The 19,924-nt window shown below is 28.7% G+C and carries 22 protein-coding genes and 1 tRNA gene; 14 read left to right on the top strand and 9 right to left on the bottom strand.

The window, feature by feature from the left end; translation table 11 throughout:
- Positions 1-30 precede the first annotated feature (30 nt).
- Entirely contained in the window at positions 31-732 is a 702-nt protein-coding gene (locus QM495_RS05695) for a hypothetical protein (RefSeq protein WP_408671147.1), read from the top strand.
- A 3-nt stretch (positions 733-735) separates the two neighbouring features.
- Positions 736-1,251, top strand: a complete 516-nt coding sequence (locus QM495_RS05690) for a nuclear transport factor 2 family protein (protein WP_408671146.1) — start codon at positions 736-738, stop codon at positions 1,249-1,251.
- 3 nt (positions 1,252-1,254) lie between these two features.
- Here the strand turns inward: QM495_RS05690 and QM495_RS05685 are convergent, their stop codons facing one another.
- The 6 genes from QM495_RS05685 to QM495_RS05660 form a co-directional block, all read right to left on the bottom strand.
- Positions 1,255-1,614 (bottom strand): hypothetical protein, encoded by a 360-nt coding sequence (locus QM495_RS05685; RefSeq protein WP_408671145.1) that lies wholly within the window; start codon positions 1,612-1,614, stop codon positions 1,255-1,257.
- A gap of 79 nt (positions 1,615-1,693) precedes the next feature.
- A complete protein-coding gene (locus QM495_RS05680) occupies positions 1,694-2,167 on the bottom strand; it encodes a regulatory protein RecX (protein WP_408671144.1) in 474 nt (157 codons plus the stop codon).
- A 54-nt stretch (positions 2,168-2,221) separates the two neighbouring features.
- Positions 2,222-5,644, bottom strand: coding sequence for an efflux RND transporter permease subunit (locus QM495_RS05675; protein WP_408671143.1), 3,423 nt, complete (start codon positions 5,642-5,644; stop codon positions 2,222-2,224).
- 33 nt (positions 5,645-5,677) lie between these two features.
- Positions 5,678-6,811 carry an efflux RND transporter periplasmic adaptor subunit gene (locus QM495_RS05670; RefSeq protein ID WP_408671142.1) on the bottom strand — a complete coding sequence of 378 codons (1,134 nt, stop codon included), beginning with the start codon at positions 6,809-6,811 and terminating at the stop codon, positions 5,678-5,680.
- 12 nt (positions 6,812-6,823) lie between these two features.
- Entirely contained in the window at positions 6,824-8,167 is a 1,344-nt protein-coding gene (locus QM495_RS05665; protein WP_408671141.1) for a TolC family protein, read from the bottom strand.
- A gap of 2 nt (positions 8,168-8,169) precedes the next feature.
- Positions 8,170-8,775, bottom strand: coding sequence for a TetR/AcrR family transcriptional regulator (locus tag QM495_RS05660; RefSeq protein ID WP_408671140.1), 606 nt, complete (start codon positions 8,773-8,775; stop codon positions 8,170-8,172).
- A gap of 160 nt (positions 8,776-8,935) precedes the next feature.
- Between QM495_RS05660 and QM495_RS05655 the strand changes: the two genes are divergently transcribed.
- Together QM495_RS05655 and QM495_RS05650 are read left to right on the top strand one after the other, a co-directional pair.
- Positions 8,936-9,907 (top strand): polyprenyl synthetase family protein, encoded by a 972-nt coding sequence (locus QM495_RS05655; RefSeq protein WP_408671139.1) that lies wholly within the window; start codon positions 8,936-8,938, stop codon positions 9,905-9,907.
- Positions 9,907-10,254, top strand: a complete 348-nt coding sequence (locus QM495_RS05650) for a hypothetical protein (RefSeq protein ID WP_408671138.1) — start codon at positions 9,907-9,909, stop codon at positions 10,252-10,254. Before QM495_RS05655 ends, QM495_RS05650 begins: the two co-directional genes overlap by 1 nt.
- On the opposite strand, the gene QM495_RS05645 is transcribed toward QM495_RS05650, so the two are convergent.
- Positions 10,238-10,765, bottom strand: coding sequence for an alpha-ketoglutarate decarboxylase (locus tag QM495_RS05645; RefSeq protein ID WP_408671137.1), 528 nt, complete (start codon positions 10,763-10,765; stop codon positions 10,238-10,240). The genes QM495_RS05650 and QM495_RS05645 overlap by 17 nt on opposite strands.
- Positions 10,766-10,863: 98 nt before the next feature.
- On the opposite strand from QM495_RS05645, the gene QM495_RS05640 reads away from it, so the two are divergent.
- Together QM495_RS05640 and QM495_RS05635 are read left to right on the top strand one after the other, a co-directional pair.
- Positions 10,864-10,937, top strand: a tRNA-Ile gene (locus tag QM495_RS05640).
- Positions 10,938-11,388: 451 nt separating this feature from the next.
- Positions 11,389-11,592, top strand: coding sequence for a PID-CTERM protein-sorting domain-containing protein (locus tag QM495_RS05635; protein WP_408671136.1), 204 nt, complete (start codon positions 11,389-11,391; stop codon positions 11,590-11,592).
- Positions 11,593-11,605: 13 nt separating this feature from the next.
- Here the strand turns inward: QM495_RS05635 and QM495_RS05630 are convergent, their stop codons facing one another.
- A complete protein-coding gene (locus tag QM495_RS05630; protein ID WP_408671135.1) occupies positions 11,606-12,190 on the bottom strand; it encodes a riboflavin synthase in 585 nt (194 codons plus the stop codon).
- 62 nt (positions 12,191-12,252) lie between these two features.
- Between QM495_RS05630 and pdxA the strand changes: the two genes are divergently transcribed.
- The 7 genes from pdxA to QM495_RS05595 all read left to right on the top strand — a co-directional run bounded on the left by pdxA (position 12,253) and on the right by QM495_RS05595 (position 17,723).
- Positions 12,253-13,305, top strand: coding sequence for a 4-hydroxythreonine-4-phosphate dehydrogenase PdxA (gene pdxA, locus QM495_RS05625; RefSeq protein WP_408671134.1), 1,053 nt, complete (start codon positions 12,253-12,255; stop codon positions 13,303-13,305).
- Between the two features lie 56 nt (positions 13,306-13,361).
- Positions 13,362-13,922: a YceD family protein gene (locus QM495_RS05620; protein WP_408671133.1), complete on the top strand. Its 561-nt coding sequence runs from the start codon at positions 13,362-13,364 to the stop codon at positions 13,920-13,922.
- On the top strand, positions 13,909-14,103 hold the full coding sequence (rpmF, locus tag QM495_RS05615) for a 50S ribosomal protein L32 (RefSeq protein WP_408671132.1): 195 nt from the start codon (positions 13,909-13,911) through the stop codon (positions 14,101-14,103). The genes QM495_RS05620 and rpmF overlap by 14 nt, the downstream gene beginning before the upstream one ends.
- A 154-nt stretch (positions 14,104-14,257) precedes the next feature.
- Positions 14,258-15,253 (top strand): beta-ketoacyl-ACP synthase III, encoded by a 996-nt coding sequence (locus tag QM495_RS05610; RefSeq protein WP_408671131.1) that lies wholly within the window; start codon positions 14,258-14,260, stop codon positions 15,251-15,253.
- A 25-nt stretch (positions 15,254-15,278) separates the two neighbouring features.
- A complete protein-coding gene (gene accB / locus QM495_RS05605) occupies positions 15,279-15,761 on the top strand; it encodes an acetyl-CoA carboxylase biotin carboxyl carrier protein (protein ID WP_408671130.1) in 483 nt (160 codons plus the stop codon).
- 66 nt (positions 15,762-15,827) lie between these two features.
- Entirely contained in the window at positions 15,828-17,177 is a 1,350-nt protein-coding gene (gene accC / locus QM495_RS05600; RefSeq protein WP_408671129.1) for an acetyl-CoA carboxylase biotin carboxylase subunit, read from the top strand.
- Between the two features lie 81 nt (positions 17,178-17,258).
- Positions 17,259-17,723 (top strand): Lrp/AsnC ligand binding domain-containing protein, encoded by a 465-nt coding sequence (locus tag QM495_RS05595; RefSeq protein WP_408671128.1) that lies wholly within the window; start codon positions 17,259-17,261, stop codon positions 17,721-17,723.
- A gap of 30 nt (positions 17,724-17,753) precedes the next feature.
- Here the strand turns inward: QM495_RS05595 and QM495_RS05590 are convergent, their stop codons facing one another.
- Positions 17,754-18,452, bottom strand: a complete 699-nt coding sequence (locus QM495_RS05590) for a zinc metallopeptidase (RefSeq protein ID WP_408671127.1) — start codon at positions 18,450-18,452, stop codon at positions 17,754-17,756.
- Positions 18,453-18,529: 77 nt separating this feature from the next.
- On the opposite strand from QM495_RS05590, the gene QM495_RS05585 reads away from it, so the two are divergent.
- The gene (locus tag QM495_RS05585) at positions 18,530-19,567 is read left to right on the top strand and encodes an asparaginase (RefSeq protein WP_408671126.1); all 1,038 of its coding nucleotides are present in this window, start codon (positions 18,530-18,532) and stop codon (positions 19,565-19,567) included.
- Positions 19,568-19,924: the final 357 nt, after the last annotated feature.

Genomic DNA, 19,924 nt, shown 5'->3' with positions numbered 1-19,924 from the left:
TTAGTATTTTTGACCTTATAAAATTTTATTATGAAGCAGATATTTAGTTTTTTATTATTCATTTTATTTTTAAATTATTCTTGTAATAGAGTTAAAAATGTACAAGAAGTTTCAGAAATTTCAGATACATTAAAAACAAATTCAAGTCGTATTGTTAATACTATTAGTGAAACTTTAATTCCTGTAGCTAAAAAAGAAGTAGCAGTATGGAAAGAGTATAAAAATGTAGATGAATTTATACTAAAATATTATAATATTTCTACTACAGAGGCGCTTGATAATGCAAAAGAATTATCAGAGCTTGTACAAATAATGAAAGATTCAGTTAGAGTTGATTTATTAAAGCAACTTAATATTACTGCGCGTATAAATGTACTATATAATGAAGCTTTGAGATTAGCTGATATGGCTACTATTTCATCAATTACAAATGAAGAAGTAAAAGAAGAAGTTGAAAAAATTGTTGAAGTTTATTCAGCAATGAATTCTAAAATAAATACAATTTACAAGGCTATTGAACTTCAAAATTCTCTTGAGGTCGACACCGAAAATCCATTAGAAATAGCAGAAGAACCCAAAGTCTATAAAAAAAATAATTTATATAATACAAATACTCTTAAAAAGAGTAAGTCAAAAAAATTTAAAAAGGTTAGAGAGAAAAGACCTAAAAAAATAATTGAGCCAAGAAAAAATAAATTGGTTAAGCCAGTAACATTTGTTAAAAAAAGCTAAACAATGAAGAAAGTTATTTATTTTGTAGTAAGTGCAATCGTATTTTTAAGTTGCGAATCTAAAGTAGAAATAGTTGACAAAGTTGATGTAAGAACTGAAAAACAAGCAATTAATGAAATGTTAGATAATTGGCACAAAAGTGCAGCTGAAGCAAACTTTGAAACTTATTTTAAGGCAATGTCTAATAAAAGTATTTTTATAGGTACAGATGCATCAGAAAATTGGAATATTAATGATTTTAAAACTTTTAGTAAGCCTTATTTTGACAAAGGAAAAGCTTGGAGTTTTACCGCAATTAAACGAAATATTTATATTGAAGGTAAAATTGCTTGGTTTGATGAACTTTTAGATACACATATGGGTATTTGTAGAGGATCTGGTGTAATTACTAAAAGTGAAAACACATGGAAAATAGAGCATTATGTACTGTCTTTAACAATACCAAATGACAATATTGATGCTGTGAAATTAATAAATAAAGAAAAGGATTCACTTTTTTTAAAATTTTTAAAAGAGTAGGATTTAAAAATCTTTTTTAATTGAAGTTCCTTTATCAACTTCTTTTATGCTAATAATTTTATTATTATCATATTCAACTTTGGTTATTTTATTGTTATTCCAATAAGTCCAAATACCAACTTTAACTCCAAAATTATAGGTTGCAATACATTTTCTGCTTCCATCAATATTGTAACTTTCCCAAGAGGCATGTAATTTACCATCTTCAGTGTAAAAGCCATGTTGCATAATAGCACCATTTTCATAATATAAGGTCACTTCTTGTAAATTACCTTTTTTTTCAATTTTCATTAATTCGTTTTCTTGAGAATAACTAGTTAAAGTTAAAAATATTATAGCAATAAGTAGTAGTATATTTTTCATGATAATTATTGTAAAATGATAAAAATGTACTCAAAGTTACAAATGATTGGACTTAAAATTACTGATTTTAATCAGTGTTCTATTCAATTAGTTGCGATGTGATTTTGTAAACTATTGTTGTTTCAAAACCTTTAGAGATAAGAAAAGTAGAAAGTTTGTTTCTTTTCTTGAAAGAATTAGGTTCTTTGATTAAAGTTAATTTTTTTTCAGCAATTGTTTGAAGTGTACTTAAATAATCTTCTTCATTGATTTCTTGTAAAGCTGCATTAATATTGTATGAAGAAATATTTTTAAATTTAAGTTCACTTACAATTTTAATTCTTCCCCATTTTTTAATTGAAAATTTACCACGAGCGTAAGCTTTTGCAAAACGTTCTTCATTTAAAAAATTGTGTTGTATTAAATGAAGTATTATTTGCTCTTTAGCTTCAGGAATCATGTTTAAATCATAGAGTTTCTGTTCAACTTCTTTGTGGCATCTTTCCTGATAGGCGCAAAAATGTTCTAAAACTTTAGTAGCTTCATCAACAGTATATGATTTTTTGGTTTTCATAAATGTAAATTAAAAGAAAAAGCAACTCAATTGAGTTGCTTTTAAATAAAATTATTATTTTCTTTTTAATCGTAATTTGAAGTTGTTTAATAACGAAAACATTACTGGAACAATTATTAATGTTAAGAATGTTGCAAATGTTAATCCAAAAATAATGGTCCAAGACATAGGTCCCCAAAAGGCTACATTTTCACCGCCAATATAAAAATGTGGGTTAAATTCTGTAAACAATGTCATGAAATTTATATTAATACCAATTGCCATTGGTAACAAACCTAAAATAGTTGTTATAGCAGTTAATAAAACAGGTCTTAAACGAGTTTTACCTCCTTCAATAATACTTTCATAGATCAGCTCTTTTGTTGAAATACCCTCTTCTAAACCTTGTTCTAATCGCTTACGTTGCATAATTAAAATAGTATAATCTATCAATACAATGGCATTATTAACTACAATACCTGCTAAAGAAATGATACCAATCATGGTCATCATTATTACAAACTCCATTCTAAATGCAATAAGCCCTAACAATACACCAATTAAACTAAGTACAACGGATAATGATATAATTATAGGTATTGAAGCTGAATTAAATTGCCCAACTAAAATTAAGAAAATTAAAAAAACTGCAATTAATAATGCTTTACTCAAAAAGGCCATTTCTTCCGCTTGTTTTTCTTGTTCTCCAGTAAATGAAATTGAAATATTTTTAGGTAACCGATAGTCTTCTAGCAACTTTCTAATTTTATTATTTACTTCTGTAGCATTGTAATTCTCCAAGACATTTGAAAAAATGGTAATTACCCTTTTTAAATCTTTTCGTTTAACGGCACTAAAAGTTGATGATTTTTCAGCGTGGGCAATTGCAGAAATGGGTACTTGAACAATTTTACCATCGCTTTGATTTCTAAAAGTAATTTTCTGATTAATAAGTGCATCTTTATTGTACCTATATTTATCCATTAAGCGAATGTTAATTGGATAATCATCTTCTCCATCTTTAAAAGTGGAAACTTCTTTTCCAAATAAAGAAGTTCTTAAAGCATCACCAATTTGTCCTGTAGAAACATTTAAACGTCTTGCTTTTTGGCGGTCAATAATAATAGGTAATTCGGGTTTTCCTTGTTCTACATCTAATTTTAAATCTTCAATTCCTAAAATATTAGCTTCATTTATAAATTGTTTTATTGTTTCAGAAGTAGTTAATAATTCTTCATAATCTTCACCCGAAACTTCAATATTAATTGGCGCACCAGTTGGAGGCCCATCCGAAGGTCTGTCAACAGTTATATTTACACCTGGATAATCTTGTAGTAAGTTTCTAATTTCAATTAAAACATCTTCAGTATTAATGCCATTACGTTCAATAAATTTTACAAAGTCAACAGTAATTCTAGCTTTGTTAGGTGTCGGTCCTCCTGGTTGACCTCTATTTGGATCACTAGTACCTTCACCAACTTGTCCAATTACAGAGGTTATTAATACGTTTTCACCATTTACTTCATACTTTTTAATGTAATTTTGGATTTTATTTTCAATTTCATACGAAAGTTTATCAGTTACATTAATATCAGTTCCAATAGGATATTCTAAATAAACATACACTTGTTTTGGTGGTGTTTCTGGGAAAAATAACACTTTAGGTGGGAAGGCACCAAATAGCATAAATGATAAAAATAATAACCCAAAAGTTCCTAAAAAGAAGTTTCTAGGTCTTTTACCATGCAAGGCATATTTTAATATTTTTTCATAAAATTTCTCTAATCTCGGTAAAAATATTTGTTGAAACCAACCTGTTGTGGGTGTTAATATTTTTGTATTTATGACTCTTAATAAACCTGCTAAAACTAATAATAGTCCAAGGGCATTGAGGCCTTTTGTTTCGGTAATCAGACCGAAAATTATAAATAACACTCCAATAGAAAAAATGATTGAGCTATACCATAAAACCTTTTTAAAATTAACTTCATCCTCTTTAATTTTCATTAAAACTGAGGTTAACATTGGGTTTATTAACAACGCAACAAACAATGAAGAACTTAATACGATAATTAACGTAATTGGTAAATAGCGCATAAATTCCCCCATCATTCCTGGCCAAAATGCTAATGGTAAAAATGCAGCCAGTGTTGTGGCCGTTGAAGTAATAATTGGCATTGCAACTTCACCAACACCGTATTTAGCAGCATCAATTTTAGAGTAGCCTTCATCTAACAATCTATACACATTTTCTACAACCACAATACCATTATCAACCAGCATTCCTAAGGCAATTACTAGTGAAAATAAGACCATCATATTTAATGTAACGCCAATAGCACTCAAAATAATAAATGAAATAAACATAGAAAGTGGAATTGCAATTCCTACAAACAAGGCATTTCTAATTCCAAGGAAGAATAGCAATACTATAACAACTAAAATTATTCCTAAAATAATGCTGTTTTCCAAATCGGCAACCATTGTTTTGGTGTCATTGGTCATATCATTTGTTTTAGAAATGTAGAGGTTAGAAGGGAAATAATCTTCTTTTGCTTTGGCAATAATCACATCAATTTGAGTGGAAGCATTTATTAAATTTTCCCCACCACGTTTGGTAACATCTAGCATTACTACAGGTTGTGAAAACTCACGAGCATAACTTTGTTTTTCCTGCTCTTTAAAATTTACAGTTGCAATATCACGTAAATAAACAATGTTCCCATGTTCTTGTTTAACAATAATGTCTGCTATTTCTTTTGCCGACTTAAATTCTCCAATAATGCGTACATTTCTACGGATACCTTCTTCTAATAAATCACCGCCTGAAACGGTTATATTTTCATTCTGAATAGCTGCAGCGATGTCATTAAAGCTAATTAGTGAGACTTCCATTTTGTACAAGTCAACACTAATTTCCATTTCTTTATCTTGAATACCGCGAATATCTACTTTAGAAATTTCAGGAATTTTTTCAATTTCATCTTCTAAATATTCTCCATATTCTTTTAATTCATCCATAGAAAAATCACCCGATAAATTAATGTTCATAATAGGCATTAATTCAGCAAAATTCATTTCTTGTACCGTTGGGTCAGCTGGCAAATCTGTTGGGAAATCTTTATCAGATTTAGCAGCATCAACTTTGTCTTTAACTTTACGTAAAGCTTCAGTTGGTGACATGCTAAAATCAAATTTCACTTGTATTGAAGAAAAGCCCTCAATAGATGTTGAAATAATTTCATCAACACCAGAAATTCCATTTATTTCTTTCTCTAATGGACGTGTGATTAATTTTTCTATATCTAATGCTGAATTTCCAGGATAGGGTGTTGATATAAATATTTGAGGTACAACAATCTCAGGAAATGCTTCTCTAGGCATACTTTGGTATGAAAAGATACCGGCTATAAAAATCATTCCAATCAACACAAAAACGGTCATTTTATTATGAATAGACCAAGTTGACAACTTAAATTCTTTTAATACTTTACTCATTTGTAATACGTTTCTAAGTTAGTTTTTGAAGATTTAGTTTGTGCTAATTTTAACAATTTCACCTGCCTGTACTTGTCTGGCTCCTTCATTTACAATAGTATCATTTGAAGTTAACCCTTGGCTTACATAAATTTCATGATTGTATTCTTTAGCAACTGTTATTTTATTTTTTACAATAGTATGCTCACCATTTTCAGTTTTAATTGTGAAAACATAATCGTTACCATTTTGATCTTGCTGTACTAAATTTGCAGGAACAATAATTCCTTTAGCTTTAAAGTCTAGAAATTTTATATCTGCTAATAAGTTAGGTTTCATACTTTGATCTTTGTTGGTAAGATTAATTCGAGTTTTGAAACTTCTATTATTTGGATTGATATAATTCCCTGTTTGAGAAACTTTAGATTCAATTTCTTTATGGATTGAAGGGAAATTTAAAACAGTTTCTGTTCCCTTTTTTATTACAGGTAAATATGTTTCAGTTACATCAGCTTCTACATAAACTTGATCTAAATTTAATAAACGAATAACAGGCATTTGAGGACTTGTTAATTCCCCGTTTTTTGGGAACACCTCATCTACAATTCCACTAAAAGGAGCAGTAATTTTCATTTTGTTAGCCTTAGTATTTAGTGTTGCTAAGTTGTTTTTTAAACTTTCTTTTTGTGCTTTTGCTTGTAAAAATTGCATTTCGGAACCTATTTTTTGATTCCAAAGTCGTTCTTGACGATCAAAAGTGGTTTTGGCTAAAGTTAATTGTGTATTTAGCTCAGCAATTGCGTTTTTTATTTCTGCGTCATCTAATTGCATTAAAGTTTGCCCGGCAGTTACATGTTGACCTTCTTTTACGTAAATAGTTTTTACAATTCCGCCTAATTCAGGTTTTATTTCAATATTTTTATCAGCTTTTACAACTCCTTGAACTTCAATATAATGTTTAAAAGTGCCATTTTTTACTGGTAAAGTAGTAATTATTTGGAGCTTTTTGTGAGTATCCAATTTTGAAATTTTATTTTCAATGGTTTTTAATTTTTTTGATAAGCTATCAATTTGGCTAACGAGTGTTATCTTTTGCTCGTTTAATTCTTCTAATGAAGATTTTTTAATTTTTTCTCCGCAAGATATTAGAAGTGTAGTAGTGATAAAAAGTATTATTATTTTTTTCATTTTAATTGATTTCTAGTTATTAATAGGTGTGTTTAAGGCATTATCTAAAGCAGCTTTATTTGTAATTATATTAAGCATAGCTTGTAAATAATTTTGCTGTATGGTGTATAATTGTCGTTGTGCTTCTGAAAGTTCAAAACTTGTAGAAATTCCTTCAAAAAATTTAATTTGTTGTTTTTTTTCAATTCGTTCGGCTAAAGCTAAATTTTGTTTTGAAGTTTCAAATTCTTCAATGCTATAATTATATTCTGTTTTGGCAGTTTCAAGATGGAGTATTAATTTTTGCTCCGTTTCAGTAAGGTTTGTTTTTGCTTTTTCAAGTTCAATTTTAGCTTGTTGCGTTCTAGAACTTCTAGCTAAACTACTAAAAATAGGAATTTCTAAACTAACCCCTAGCAATGAGGAGTCAAACCATTTTTGTTCTTTTTTAAAGAAATCAAATTCTTGTCCAAAACCAGCATAACCAAAGTTTATAAAACTACTTAATGATGGTAGCGCTTTACTTTGTTCAAGTTTCATTAAAAGTTCATTTGATTTTTCTGTGTTTTTAGCAATTTTAAAATCTACATGATTTTCAATAGTTAAATTAGAAGAAAGCAACTCTAAATTGATATATTCTTTAGCTAAAGTATTTAAATTATCAGTTAACTGAATTGTTGCAGAAATATCAATTCCCAAAGTAATATTTAGCAGTTTATAAGCAATATTGTTGAGCTTTTTGGTTTTTGATAACTGGCTTTTTACTGAAGCCAATGTAATTTGTAGTTGTTCAACACTTTCTTGCTCACCAAAACCATTCAAATAAATTTGATTGGTATCATTTAATGTTTTCTCTAATGATTTAATATTTTTTTCTAAGATTAATATACTTTCTTCGCTTAAAAGCACATTTCCGTAGGCATTTATAACAGCTTCTCTAATACCAAGTTCAGTTTTTTCCTTTGCATTTTCTGAAATTTTCAAATACGTTTTAGCTGATTGTAATCCAACCAAATATGAACCATCAAATATTAATTGTTTTAATGTTGCTGTTGTATTCATATTGTGTTTTGTGCCAAATGCTATTTCAGAGAATTCACCTTCGTTCCCGCCAAAAAATTCTGCAGGAATTAAAGAAACCTGCTGTTTAATCCAGTTCTGATAATCTATTTTTGCGCTAATTTGTGGTAAACCAATAGTTGTAGTTTCCCATTTTTTCTTTTTAGCTGCATCTATATCTCTTGTTGCATTTATTGCTGCATAGTTGTTTACTAATGCATAATCAATTGCTTGGTCTAATGATAATGAAATGTTTTCTTGCGCTTCAATTGATACGCTTATTAATATTCCACTAAATAGAAGTAGTAATTTTTTCATTCTTAATTGTTAATTTTTTCTAATTGTTCTTCTAAAATTTGTAATCCTTTTAATGTTGCAATTGCTCTTGTATGATATTCTAGTACACTACTTTCTAATTTATTTAAAGTGTTTTTATTATAGGAATATAAAGATGCGTCGTGGACACTCATAGCAAGTGAAAAGTAAAATTTTGTTGTTAGTTCTTTATCGATATTTTTTCTATACAAGCCTTCACTAATTCCTTTCTCAATATTATTTGAAATGAAACCTTTAAACATTGAAAATTCTTTAGCCATAATTTTTGAATAAGTTTTAGGGTAGTATTTCTTTAATTGATACATTGGCGAAGTATCTGAATTCTTCAATAAATTTTTAAACCTTTTTTTTATTTCAAAGTTTTCTTCAATGGCGTTGAAACCTTTTTCACAAATACATAATACAGATTTATGCATTGTTTCATGTATGTGAGTGGTGGTTTCATCTACAAGTTCTTCTTTATTTTTAAAATATTTATAAATAGTTTTTTTAGATATCGCCAACTCGTGGGCAATATCATCCATAGTTATACTTTTGAAACCAAGCTTCAGGAAAATTTCACTTGCTTTTTGCAAAATAATACTCTTCATAAAATCATTTTCATTTTAAAATTGAGGACAAATATACAAATGGAAACTTAAAACACAAAAAAAGTTTCCATAGTTTTAATAATTTTATAATATTTAAAGTTATAGTGAAGAGTTAAAAGTATTTTTGAATGATGTATTTTTACAAAAAATTATGTATAAAATGGAAATGATTGAAAATTATAAAAATGATTTCATTGCTTATTTGAATGAGAAAATAAAGGTAAATGAACCTGTTAATTTATACGAACCTATACATTATATTTTACAACTTGGCGGTAAAAGGTTACGACCAATTTTAACATTAATGACTTGTGAATTTTTTAATGAAAATCCTAAAAAAGCGTTTGATGCAGCTTTAGCAATTGAGGTTTTTCATAATTTCACATTAATTCATGACGATATTATGGATAGTGCTCCAATACGTAGGGGAAAACAAACTGTACATGAAAAATGGGATGTAAATACAGGAATATTGTCTGGTGATGCTATGATGATTATGGCATATAAATGTTTTGAAAATTATGAACCAGCTATTTTTAAAAAATTGATGTTGCTTTTTAATAAAACTTCGTTAGAAGTTTGTGAAGGCCAGCAATTAGATATGGATTTTGAAACTAGAAATGATGTTTCAATTCCAGAATATTTAAATATGATTACCTACAAAACATCGGTTTTAGTTGCTGCAGCAATGAAAATGGGTGCAATTATTGCAAATGCTGACGAAAATGAAGCTGAAGCAATTTATAATTTTGGTTTAAACCTAGGAATTGCTTTTCAGTTGCAAGATGATTATTTAGATACTTTTGGAGATGTTGCTGTATTTGGAAAACAAATAGGTGGTGATATTGCTGAAAATAAAAAAACATTTTTATATCTGAAAGCACTAGAAGTTTGTAAAGAAAATGATAAGAAAAAGCTGCTAGATTTTTATACTACAAATTTAAATAGTAAAAATAAAATTGAAGAAGTAACACAATTATTTACAAGAAATCGGTTGAAAGAAATTACTATTAAAGAGATTGAGTTGTATACAAATAAGGCATTTAATGTTTTAGAGAGTTTATCTATTTCTAAAGAAAAAAAAGGAATTCTTAAAAACTTTGGATTGAGTTTAATGAAACGCACTATTTAATGTTAACTGAAAAACAATCATTAGCACTTTTGCAAAAGGTTGAAGTTGAAAGTTTATATCAGAATTTAATACAACAATTAAATAAAGATTTTCAGTTATCAAACTTAAATGAGCATTTTAATTTGTCTATTACACCAGTTCAATTAAAGGAAGCATTAAGCAGAATTTTAGTAAGATTAATAACTAATCATTATGATGATTATTTAAACTTTTTATATAGAGTTGATGTTTCTGAAAAAGAGTTGTTAACTATAAAAGGTGTTGAATTACTAGAAATAGTTGAGCAAATAACTTTTATAATCTTAAAAAGAGAGTATCAAAAAGTTTGGTTTAAAAATAAATTCTAAAAACGGGTGATAAAGCTGAAGAGTAAATTACATTGGTTGTCTTATCAAACAAAACATCATAACGTAAGCCCATAGAAATATTCCCAGTAACATATTCTGCACCAATATAAAGAGCAGGTTGCCATAAGTCAGAATTATTTATATTATTCACAAACGCATATTTTTGGTCAATTTTCAATTGCTCAAATTCTGTAGAAAACAGCATATTATTAATTGGCTTATAAAAAGCTAAAATACTTCCGCCATAAATATTAGTAGTTGAACTAACGGTTGATTTATTTTTAACATAAACATATCTAGCACCTAAACCGGCACTAAATACATTCGAAAAGTCGTAAATAGCACTTGGAGAAATTGAGAAAGAAGAATAGGCATTACCCATTCCAATATTAATTCCACCACCAAAACGAACATCATCTATAAAACGATGTTGTTCTAAATCAGAGTTTTGACCAAATAAATTAGTATTTACAAAAATAATTAAGGAAAGTAAAATTATGATTTTGTGCATATTAGTTATTTTCAGCTAAGTTAATTTATTTTTTCTAATTTTTTCTGAAATAAATATTGTGCATCATATAAATAAGTATTATTTTTGCGACCGTTTTAGGTCTCATAGCTCAGTTGGTTAGAGCACCTGACTCATAATCAGGTGGTCCTAGGTTCGAGCCCTAGTGGGACCACAAATTTGAAACGTAAAGTCTTGTAGAAATACAAGACTTTTTTAGTTAGTGCATAGAAAGATATTTAAATAAAACAGCTATTGAGTAATTTTGAACTATAAAATATTGTAGATTTTTATTTGAAGATGTTTTCGAAAGTTAACCAATTATAATATAAAATATGCGATTAGTTTAATTATAGTAATTTATTCAAGAAATAAAAATTATAGATTTATATTTGTAAATAAGTAAACAGTATATAATTAAAAATTTGGATAAATTCTTTATCTAAAAGGAGTATGTTTTAAAGGGCTAATTAATAAAAACCCAAATTATTAAAAGTGTAAACCCTTGAAGGAGAGACTTGTTAGATTTGGAATAAATAATGTAAGATTTTGTTTTAAATCAAAAAACACTACCTTTGTTAAGGTGTATTTTGATTTTCAAAATAATACTATAACCTCAACCCCTAATGAAAAGTAAGTTTAATAAAGGCTTATTAAGTTTTTTACTTATTATGTCTTGTTTTATTGGAGCATCTGCACAAAAGAGAGATGTACCTGTTCCTGGAACTAATGGTCCCCCACCACCTGGATTTCCAATAGATGGAGGATTGTCTTATTTATTAATAGCGGGGATTGCTTATGGTGTTTATGAATTGAAAAGAAAAAAATAAAGATATTTACTTATTATTTTTCTAGTAATTTTGCCACATATTTCCCTATTACATCAAATTCTAAATTAACTTCGGTTCCTTTTTTAAAGGTGTGAAAATTAGTGTACTCATAAGTATAAGGGATAATAGCTACAGAAAAAGTATTATTTTTAGAATTAACAATTGTTAAACTAGTACCATTTATGGTTATTGAACCTTTTTCAATAGTTATATTATTTAAAGTAGTGTCATATTCAAACCCAAAAACCCAACTTCCATCTTCTTCTTTAACTCCAGTACAAAATGCTGTTTGGTCAACATGCCCCTGAACAATATGTCCATCTAATCGTGCACCAAGTACCATTGCACGTTCTAAATTAATTAAATCACCTATTTTAAGATGTTTAAAATTAGATTTATCTAATGTTTCTTTAATGGCAGTAACAGTGTACTCGTTATCTTTTATATTAACGGTTGTTAAGCAAACTCCATTATGAGCAACACTTTGGTCAATTTTTAATTCAGAAGTAAAATCACTTTCAATAGTAATATGGAAATTTTCACCTTCTTTAACAATATTTTTTACAACACCTAAACTTTCTATTATACCCGTAAACATAATTTTATCAATTTATTTGATTACTTTTGAAGACTCAAAATTAAGCATAATAAACCTGATTGATGAACAAATCTGAAAAAATAATAGTAGGTATTTCTATAGGCGATTTTAATGGTATTGGAATAGAAATAGCATTGAAAACATTTTTAGATAAGCGAATGTTGGATTTTTGTACACCTATATTATTTGGATCAACAAAATTAATAACAGCTTATAAAAAATCTATGAATATTAATTTGCCATTTAATGGAATAAAAAACATAGATAAGGCAATTCATGGGAAACTAAATATTTTAAATTTGTGGGATGAAGATATTCAAATTAATTTGGGAAAACCCACTGAAAGCTCAGGAAAATACGCTTTTACATCATTAGAAGCCGCTACTAATTCGTTAGCAAAAGGGGAAATAGATGTGCTTGTTACGGCACCTATTAATAAAGACAATATTCAGTCAGAAAGTTTCAAGTTTCCAGGTCATACAGAATATTTGGAATCTAAGTTAGAAGGTGAAAGTTTAATGATTTTGATGGCTAACGAACTACGAATAGGTTTAATAACAGGTCATATACCAGTTTCTGAAATATCAAAAACGATAACTACTGATTTGATTCAAAAAAAGGTATCAATATTACATAAAGCCTTAGTGCAAGACTTTGCAATTTCAAAACCAAAAATTGCTGTTTTAGGGTTAAATCCACATTGTGGAGATCATGGAGTTATTGGAAATGAAGATGATGAAATAATTAGACCAACAATTACACAAATTCAATCCGAAGGAAAATTGGTATATGGTCCTTATGCGGCTGATAGTTTTTTTGGTTCAGAAAACCACAAAAATTTTGATGCTATTTTAGCAATGTATCACGATCAAGGTTTAGCACCTTTTAAAACATTAGCTTTTGGAGGCGGAGTAAATTTCACAGCTGGATTAAACAAAGTTAGAACATCGCCTGATCACGGTACAGCCTATGAAATTGCAGGAAAAGGATTGGCAAATATTAATTCATTTAAAGAAGCTATCTTTAGTGGAATTCAAATATTTAAGACGAGAAATGAATATAAAAGTTTGACTGAAAACGTATTAAAAAAATCAAGGCAAAAAGAAAAGCGATAAATTTTTAAAATTTATTTATTATTTTATATCTTTGCACGCTCAAATTGAAGTTCTAAATGAAAGATTTAAAAGAGTTTGACATTTCTTTTATAGGTTTAAAAGACGGAAACCATCAATTTGAATATATAATTGAGAAAAAGTTCTTTGATTTTTTTAACTATGATGAATTTTATAATTCAAACATAAAGGTAGTTTTATCATTTTTGAAAAATGCTACCATGTTAGAGTTAAATTTTGCTTATTCAGGTTGGGTAGAGGTTACTTGTGATGTTACAAATGAGTTATTTCAACAACCAGTAGAAACAAGTTTTAATTTAATTGTAAAATTCGGAGACGAATATAATGATGAAAATGAGGAATTATTAATTATTCCTTATAGAGATTATAAATTTAATGTAGCGCAATATATATATGAAACAATTGTATTAGCAATACCATTAAAAAGAGTACATCCGGGCGTAAATGACGGTACATTGCATTCAGAAGTATTAGAAAAATTAAAAGAATTACAAATAAAGGATCAAAAGGAAGAAGAACAAAAAAAAGAAATTGATCCTAGGTGGAATAAATTAAAAAACATACTAATAGATAAAAATACAAGTAATGGCACATCCTAAAAGAAAAATATCGAAAACAAGAAGAGATAAAAGAAGAACTCATTATAAAGCAGTTACTCCTCAAGTGGCTATAGACCCAACAACAGGTGAAGCACATTTATACCATAGAGCTCATTGGTATGAGGGTAAATTATATTACAGAGGTCAAATTGTAATAGATTCTGAAGAAATACAAGCTTAATTTAATTAAGTGAAAAATACACTAAAAACTCTCATTTTGAGGGTTTTTTTTGTTTTTCAGCCTAAAAATGATTAAAAAGTGGTAAAATTCAGTAAATAATCAAATTATATTTTACTACTTTTACCCCCTCTTTTACTTAAAAGAAAACTAAATTATGACAAAAATTACCGCAGCAATTACAGCAGTTGGAAAATATGTACCCGAAGATATTTTAACAAATGTAATGTTGGAAAAATTAGTTGATACTAATGACGAGTGGATTACTTCTAGAACAGGAATTAAAGAGCGCAGAATTTTAAAGGGAGAAGGAAAAGGAACTTCTTTTATGGCAATAAAAGCTGCACAACAATTAATAGATAAGAAAAAACTAAACCCAAAAGAAATTGATTTGGTTATAGTTGCTACTGCAACACCAGATATGCAAGCTGCAGCTACAGCTGTTTACACAGCTTCTCAAATAGGTGCTACAAATGCTTTTGCTTTCGATTTAGAAGCGGCATGTTCTAGTTTTTTATACGGAATGTCAGTTGCTTCAAGGTATATAGAATCAGGAAAATACAATAAAGTATTACTTATTGGTGCTGATAAATGTTCTTCTATGATTGATTATACTGATAGAGCAACCTGTATTATATTTGGAGATGGAGCAGGCGCAGTTTTGTTTGAACCAAATGAAGATGGCTTAGGTTTGCAAGATGAATATTTAAGAAGTGATGGTGTAGGTAGAGAGTTTTTACAAGTTAAAACCGGAGGCTCTATGTATCCTACAACAAAAGAGGCTATTGATAATAGAGAAAATTTTGTATTTCAAGACGGTAAAACCGTTTTTAAAAATGCAGTATTTAATATGGCCGACGTAACAGTAAAAATTTTAGAACGCAATAATTTAACAAATGACGATGTTACTTGGCTTGCCGCACATCAAGCAAATAAAAGAATAATTGAAGCAACAGCTAATAGAATTAAATTGGATAGCTCAAAAGTAATGATGAACATTCAAAAATATGGAAATACTACTTCAGCTACATTACCTTTGCTTATGGCTGATTATGAAAAACAACTTAAAAAAGGAGATACAATAATTTTCGCTGCATTTGGTGGTGGTTTCACTTGGGGATCAATCTACTTTAAATGGGCATATAATTCATAAAATTAACAACTAAACCTTTACGAATATGGACATAAAAGATATTCAAAACCTAATTAAATTTGTTGCAAAATCTGGAGCAACCGAAGTGAAACTAGAAATGGAAGATATTAAAATCACCATTAAAACAGGTTCAGAAAAAACAGAGACAACCATTGTACAACAGGCACCAATGGGAATGCCACAAATGCAAGTTGCAGCACCTATAGCTCAGGTTGCACCAACTGAAACTCAAAGTGTAAATGCTAATGTTGCGGATGAATCTTCAAAATATATAGAAATTACATCTCCTATTATAGGAACTTTTTACAGAAAACCAGCACCAGACAAACCTGTTTTTGTTGAAGTTGGTGATTCAGTAAATTCAGAAACTATAGTGTGTATGGTTGAGGCAATGAAATTATTTAATGAAATAGAAGCTGAAGTTTCTGGAAAAATAGTAAAAGTTTTGGTTGAAGATGGAACTCCAGTTGAGTTTGGTCAACCATTATTTTTAGTTGACCCTTCATAAGTTAAATTTCCTTTTAGTTTTAAATCACTTTTTAAAACTTTATGTTGTAAATAATTTGAAAGTATTATGTTTAAAAAAATATTAATAGCCAATAGAGGTGAAATAGCATTACGTGTTATAAGAACCTGTAGAGAAATTGGAATAAAAACAGTAGCGGTTTATTCTACTGCTGATGCAGAGAGTTTACATGTTCGTTTTGCAGATGAAGCAGTTTGTATTGGGCCAGCTGCAAGTAGCGAGTCTTATTTGAAAATGTCAGCCATTTTAGCAGCAGCAGAAATTACAAATGCAGATGCAATTCATCCAGGATATGGATTCTTATCTGAAAACGCTAAGTTTTCAAAATTATGTGAAGAACATAATATAAAATTCATTGGGGCTTCAGCTGAAATGATTAGTAGAATGGGAGATAAAGCTTCAGCACGAACAACTATGAAAGCTGCAGGAGTACCTACTATTCCAGGGTCAGAAGGTTTGCTAGACGAATTTGAAGATGCTGAAATTCTTGCAAACGAAATGGGATATCCAGTGATGCTAAAAGCTACAGCTGGAGGTGGTGGAAAAGGAATGCGAGCTGTTTGGAAAAAAGAAGATTTAAAAGATAATTGGGATGCTGCAAGACAAGAAGCATTTGCGTGTTTTGGAAATGATGGTATGTATATGGAAAAGCTTATTGAAGAGCCACGTCATATCGAAATTCAAGTAATTGGAGATTCATTCGGGAAAGCTTGCCATTTATCAGAAAGAGATTGCTCTATTCAGCGACGCCATCAAAAGTTAACAGAAGAAGCACCATCACCTTTTATGACACCTCAATTAAGAAAAAAAATGGGGGATGCTGCAGTTAAAGCTACAGAATATATTAAATATGAAGGTGCTGGTACGGTAGAGTTTTTAGTTGATAAACATAAGAATTTCTATTTTATGGAAATGAATACACGTATTCAAGTAGAACATCCAATAACAGAACAAGTTATTGACTACGATTTAATTTATGAGCAAATAAAAGTAGCCGCGGGAATACCAATTTCAGGAAAGAATTATTTACCTAAATTACACTCAATTGAATGTAGAATTAATGCTGAAGATCCTTATAAGGATTTTAGACCTTCACCAGGGGAAATTACAATATTACATATTCCAGGCGGTCATGGTATAAGAGTTGATACTCATGTATATACAGGCTATACAATTCCAGCTAACTACGATTCAATGATAGCTAAATTAATTACTACTGCACAAACACGAGAAGTTGCCATTAGTAAAATGAGAAGAGCTTTAGATGAATTTGTAATTGAAGGTGTAAAAACAACAATACCTTTTCATAGACAACTAATGGATCATCCAGATTATATTGCAGGTAATTACACTACAAAATTCATGGAAGATTTCGAATTATTACCAGAAGAGGACTAAAATTTTTATTAAAATAAAAATAAAGGATATGAGTTTTTCATATCCTTTATTTTTTTAAATTTACTTTCAATTAGAAACCTTATGAAAGAAAAAGAGTTACATATTGATGGTATTGATAAAATTATTTTAAAAAGCTTAATGGAAGATGCTAGGACTCCAATATTAGGAATTGCTCGTAAAATAGGAATTTCTGGTGCTGCAATACATCAAAGATTGCGTAAGTTGGAGGCTTCAGGAATAATAGCTAGTTCAAAACTAATAATTAATCCTAAAGTAGTAGGTTATAAAACATTGGCATTTGTGGGCATATTTTTAGAAACTGCAAGTAAATATTCTGAAGCAATTAAACGATTAAAAGAAATTCCAGAAGTAATAGAAAGTCATTACACAACAGGGAATTGGGCTATTTTCATTAAAATATTATGTAAAGATAATGAACATTTGATGAAATTATTAAATCAAGAAATTCAATCTATAAAAGGCGTTGCAAGAACAGAAACATTTATTTCGTTAGATCAACAAATAGACCGTCAAATTAAATTATAAAAAAATTGATTAAAGCGGTTTTTTTTAAATTTAATTTCTTGATCCTAAAATTCTTAATCCCCAATATAATAACATAGCTAGTGAGCCTAAAGCAGCAACTAAATAAGTTCTGGCAGCCCATTTTAAAGCGTCTTTTGCTCCATCTTGCTCTTCATTAGTAAGCATATTATTAGTTTTTAACCAAGTTAAAGCACGGTTACTTGCATCATATTCAACAGGTAAAGTAATAAAACTAAATAAAGTTGCCATCGCCATCATTGCTAAACCAATAATAGCAATTATAAAACCTATTCCTACATTTCCAGAAGTAGCACCTAAAATTAAGCCTCCAATAACTAACCATTGAGAAAGTTTTGAAGAGATATTTACTGCTGGAACTAATTTTGAACGTAAAGTTAACCATTGATATGCTTGAGCATGTTGAACCGCATGTCCACACTCATGTGAAGCAACAGCTGCAGCAGAAGCATTTCGTTGGTTATAAACAGATTCACTTAAATTTACTGTTTTATTTACAGGGTTATAATGGTCGGTTAATTTACCAGAAGTTGAAATTACTTTCACATCAAAAATACCATTATTGTGTAACATTTTCTCGGCAATTTCCTTTCCGCTTAATCCATTTTGAAGTTGAACTTTGGAATAATGGTTAAACTTACTTTTTAAACGTTGACTTACTAACCAACTAGCTAAAGATATAATTCCAATTATAACATAAAAACCTATCATAAATTTCTTTTTAATTATTGTATTTTAATTTGATAAATTTACATCATAAATTATTCCAAAATTAGGTAACAGACAAAATGGCAAAAATACCACGCATACTTTTAATATATACAGGAGGAACAATAGGAATGGTTAAGGATTTTAAAACCGGTGCTTTACGAAATTTTAATTTTGATAAATTATTAAAGCACATTCCTGAACTTCATCAATTGAATTGTACTATTGATAGTGTTTCTCTTGAAAACCCTATAGATTCTTCAAATATGAATATTGGAAATTGGGTTATTATTTCTGAAATTATTGAAGATAACTATAAAAAATTTGATGGCTTTGTAGTTTTACATGGTTCAGATACCATGTCTTATACTGCTTCAGCTATGAGTTTTATGTTTGAAAATTTATCAAAACCTATAATTTTTACGGGTTCACAATTGCCAATTGGTGATTTAAGGACAGATGCAAAAGAAAATCTAATAACTTCTATAGAAATTGCTTCAGCCCAAGAAAATGGAAATCCAGTTATCTCTGAAGTGTGTTTGTATTTTGAGTATAAACTATACAGGGCAAATAGAACAACAAAAGTTAATGCAGAGCACTTTGAAGCATTTACTTCACCAAATTTCCCGCCAATAGGTGAAAGTGGTGTTCATTTAAAATTTAATAAACAATTAATTCATAAGTCAACTTTAAATAAACAATTAAAAGTTAGAAAGGAGCTAAATAATAATGTAGTAATTTTAAAAATATTTCCTGGAATAACTAAAACAGTTGTTAAAAGTATTTTATGTAGTAAAGGTTTAAAGGGGGTAATTTTAGAAACGTATGGTTCAGGAAATGCACCTACAGAAAATTGGTTTATATATTTATTAGAAGAAGCTTTAAAAAAAGGAATTCAAATTGTAAATGTAACTCAATGTATTGGCGGAGGTGTAATAATGGGACATTATGAAACGAGTATTACTCTCGAAAAAATAGGTGTTATTAGTGGAAATGATATTACAACTGAATCAGCATTGGCTAAGTTAATGTACTTATTAGGTGAAAATATTGAAAAAAATAAATTTAAAACTTTTTTTGAAACTTCGTTAAGAGGAGAAATAAGTGTAGCTGAGTGATTTTTATATAACTAAATAAGAGTATTTTAAAATTATTTTCAATAAACAAGGCTATTTTGGACTGATTTTTGTTAATAATTAAAAAAATAAAGTTATTAAGAAAATATCTTAAAGTAGTTCTAAAATTTTCAGAATTCAACATTTTTTTGTTACTTGCCATTCGCAAAAGACGTTGAGATAAGTTGAGCTTGATATAATAAAGATTTTAGCAGTTTCATTTTCTCAAATTTATTTATTTTGTGAAAATTATTACATATTTAAACCGAAAAATTAATAAATTAACTATTACACAATGAAAAGAGTATTTACTATCCTTGCAATTACAGGATTATTGTTATTTGGAGCAGCACCTAAAGC

Origin of the sequence: Lutibacter sp. (genome assembly GCF_046055765.1) — a bacterium.
In the GTDB taxonomy this organism is placed as follows: Bacteria; Bacteroidota; Bacteroidia; order Flavobacteriales; family Flavobacteriaceae; genus Lutibacter.
The sequence above is the reverse complement of the archived record's forward strand: the minus strand, read 5'-3'. Positions and strand labels throughout refer to the sequence as shown.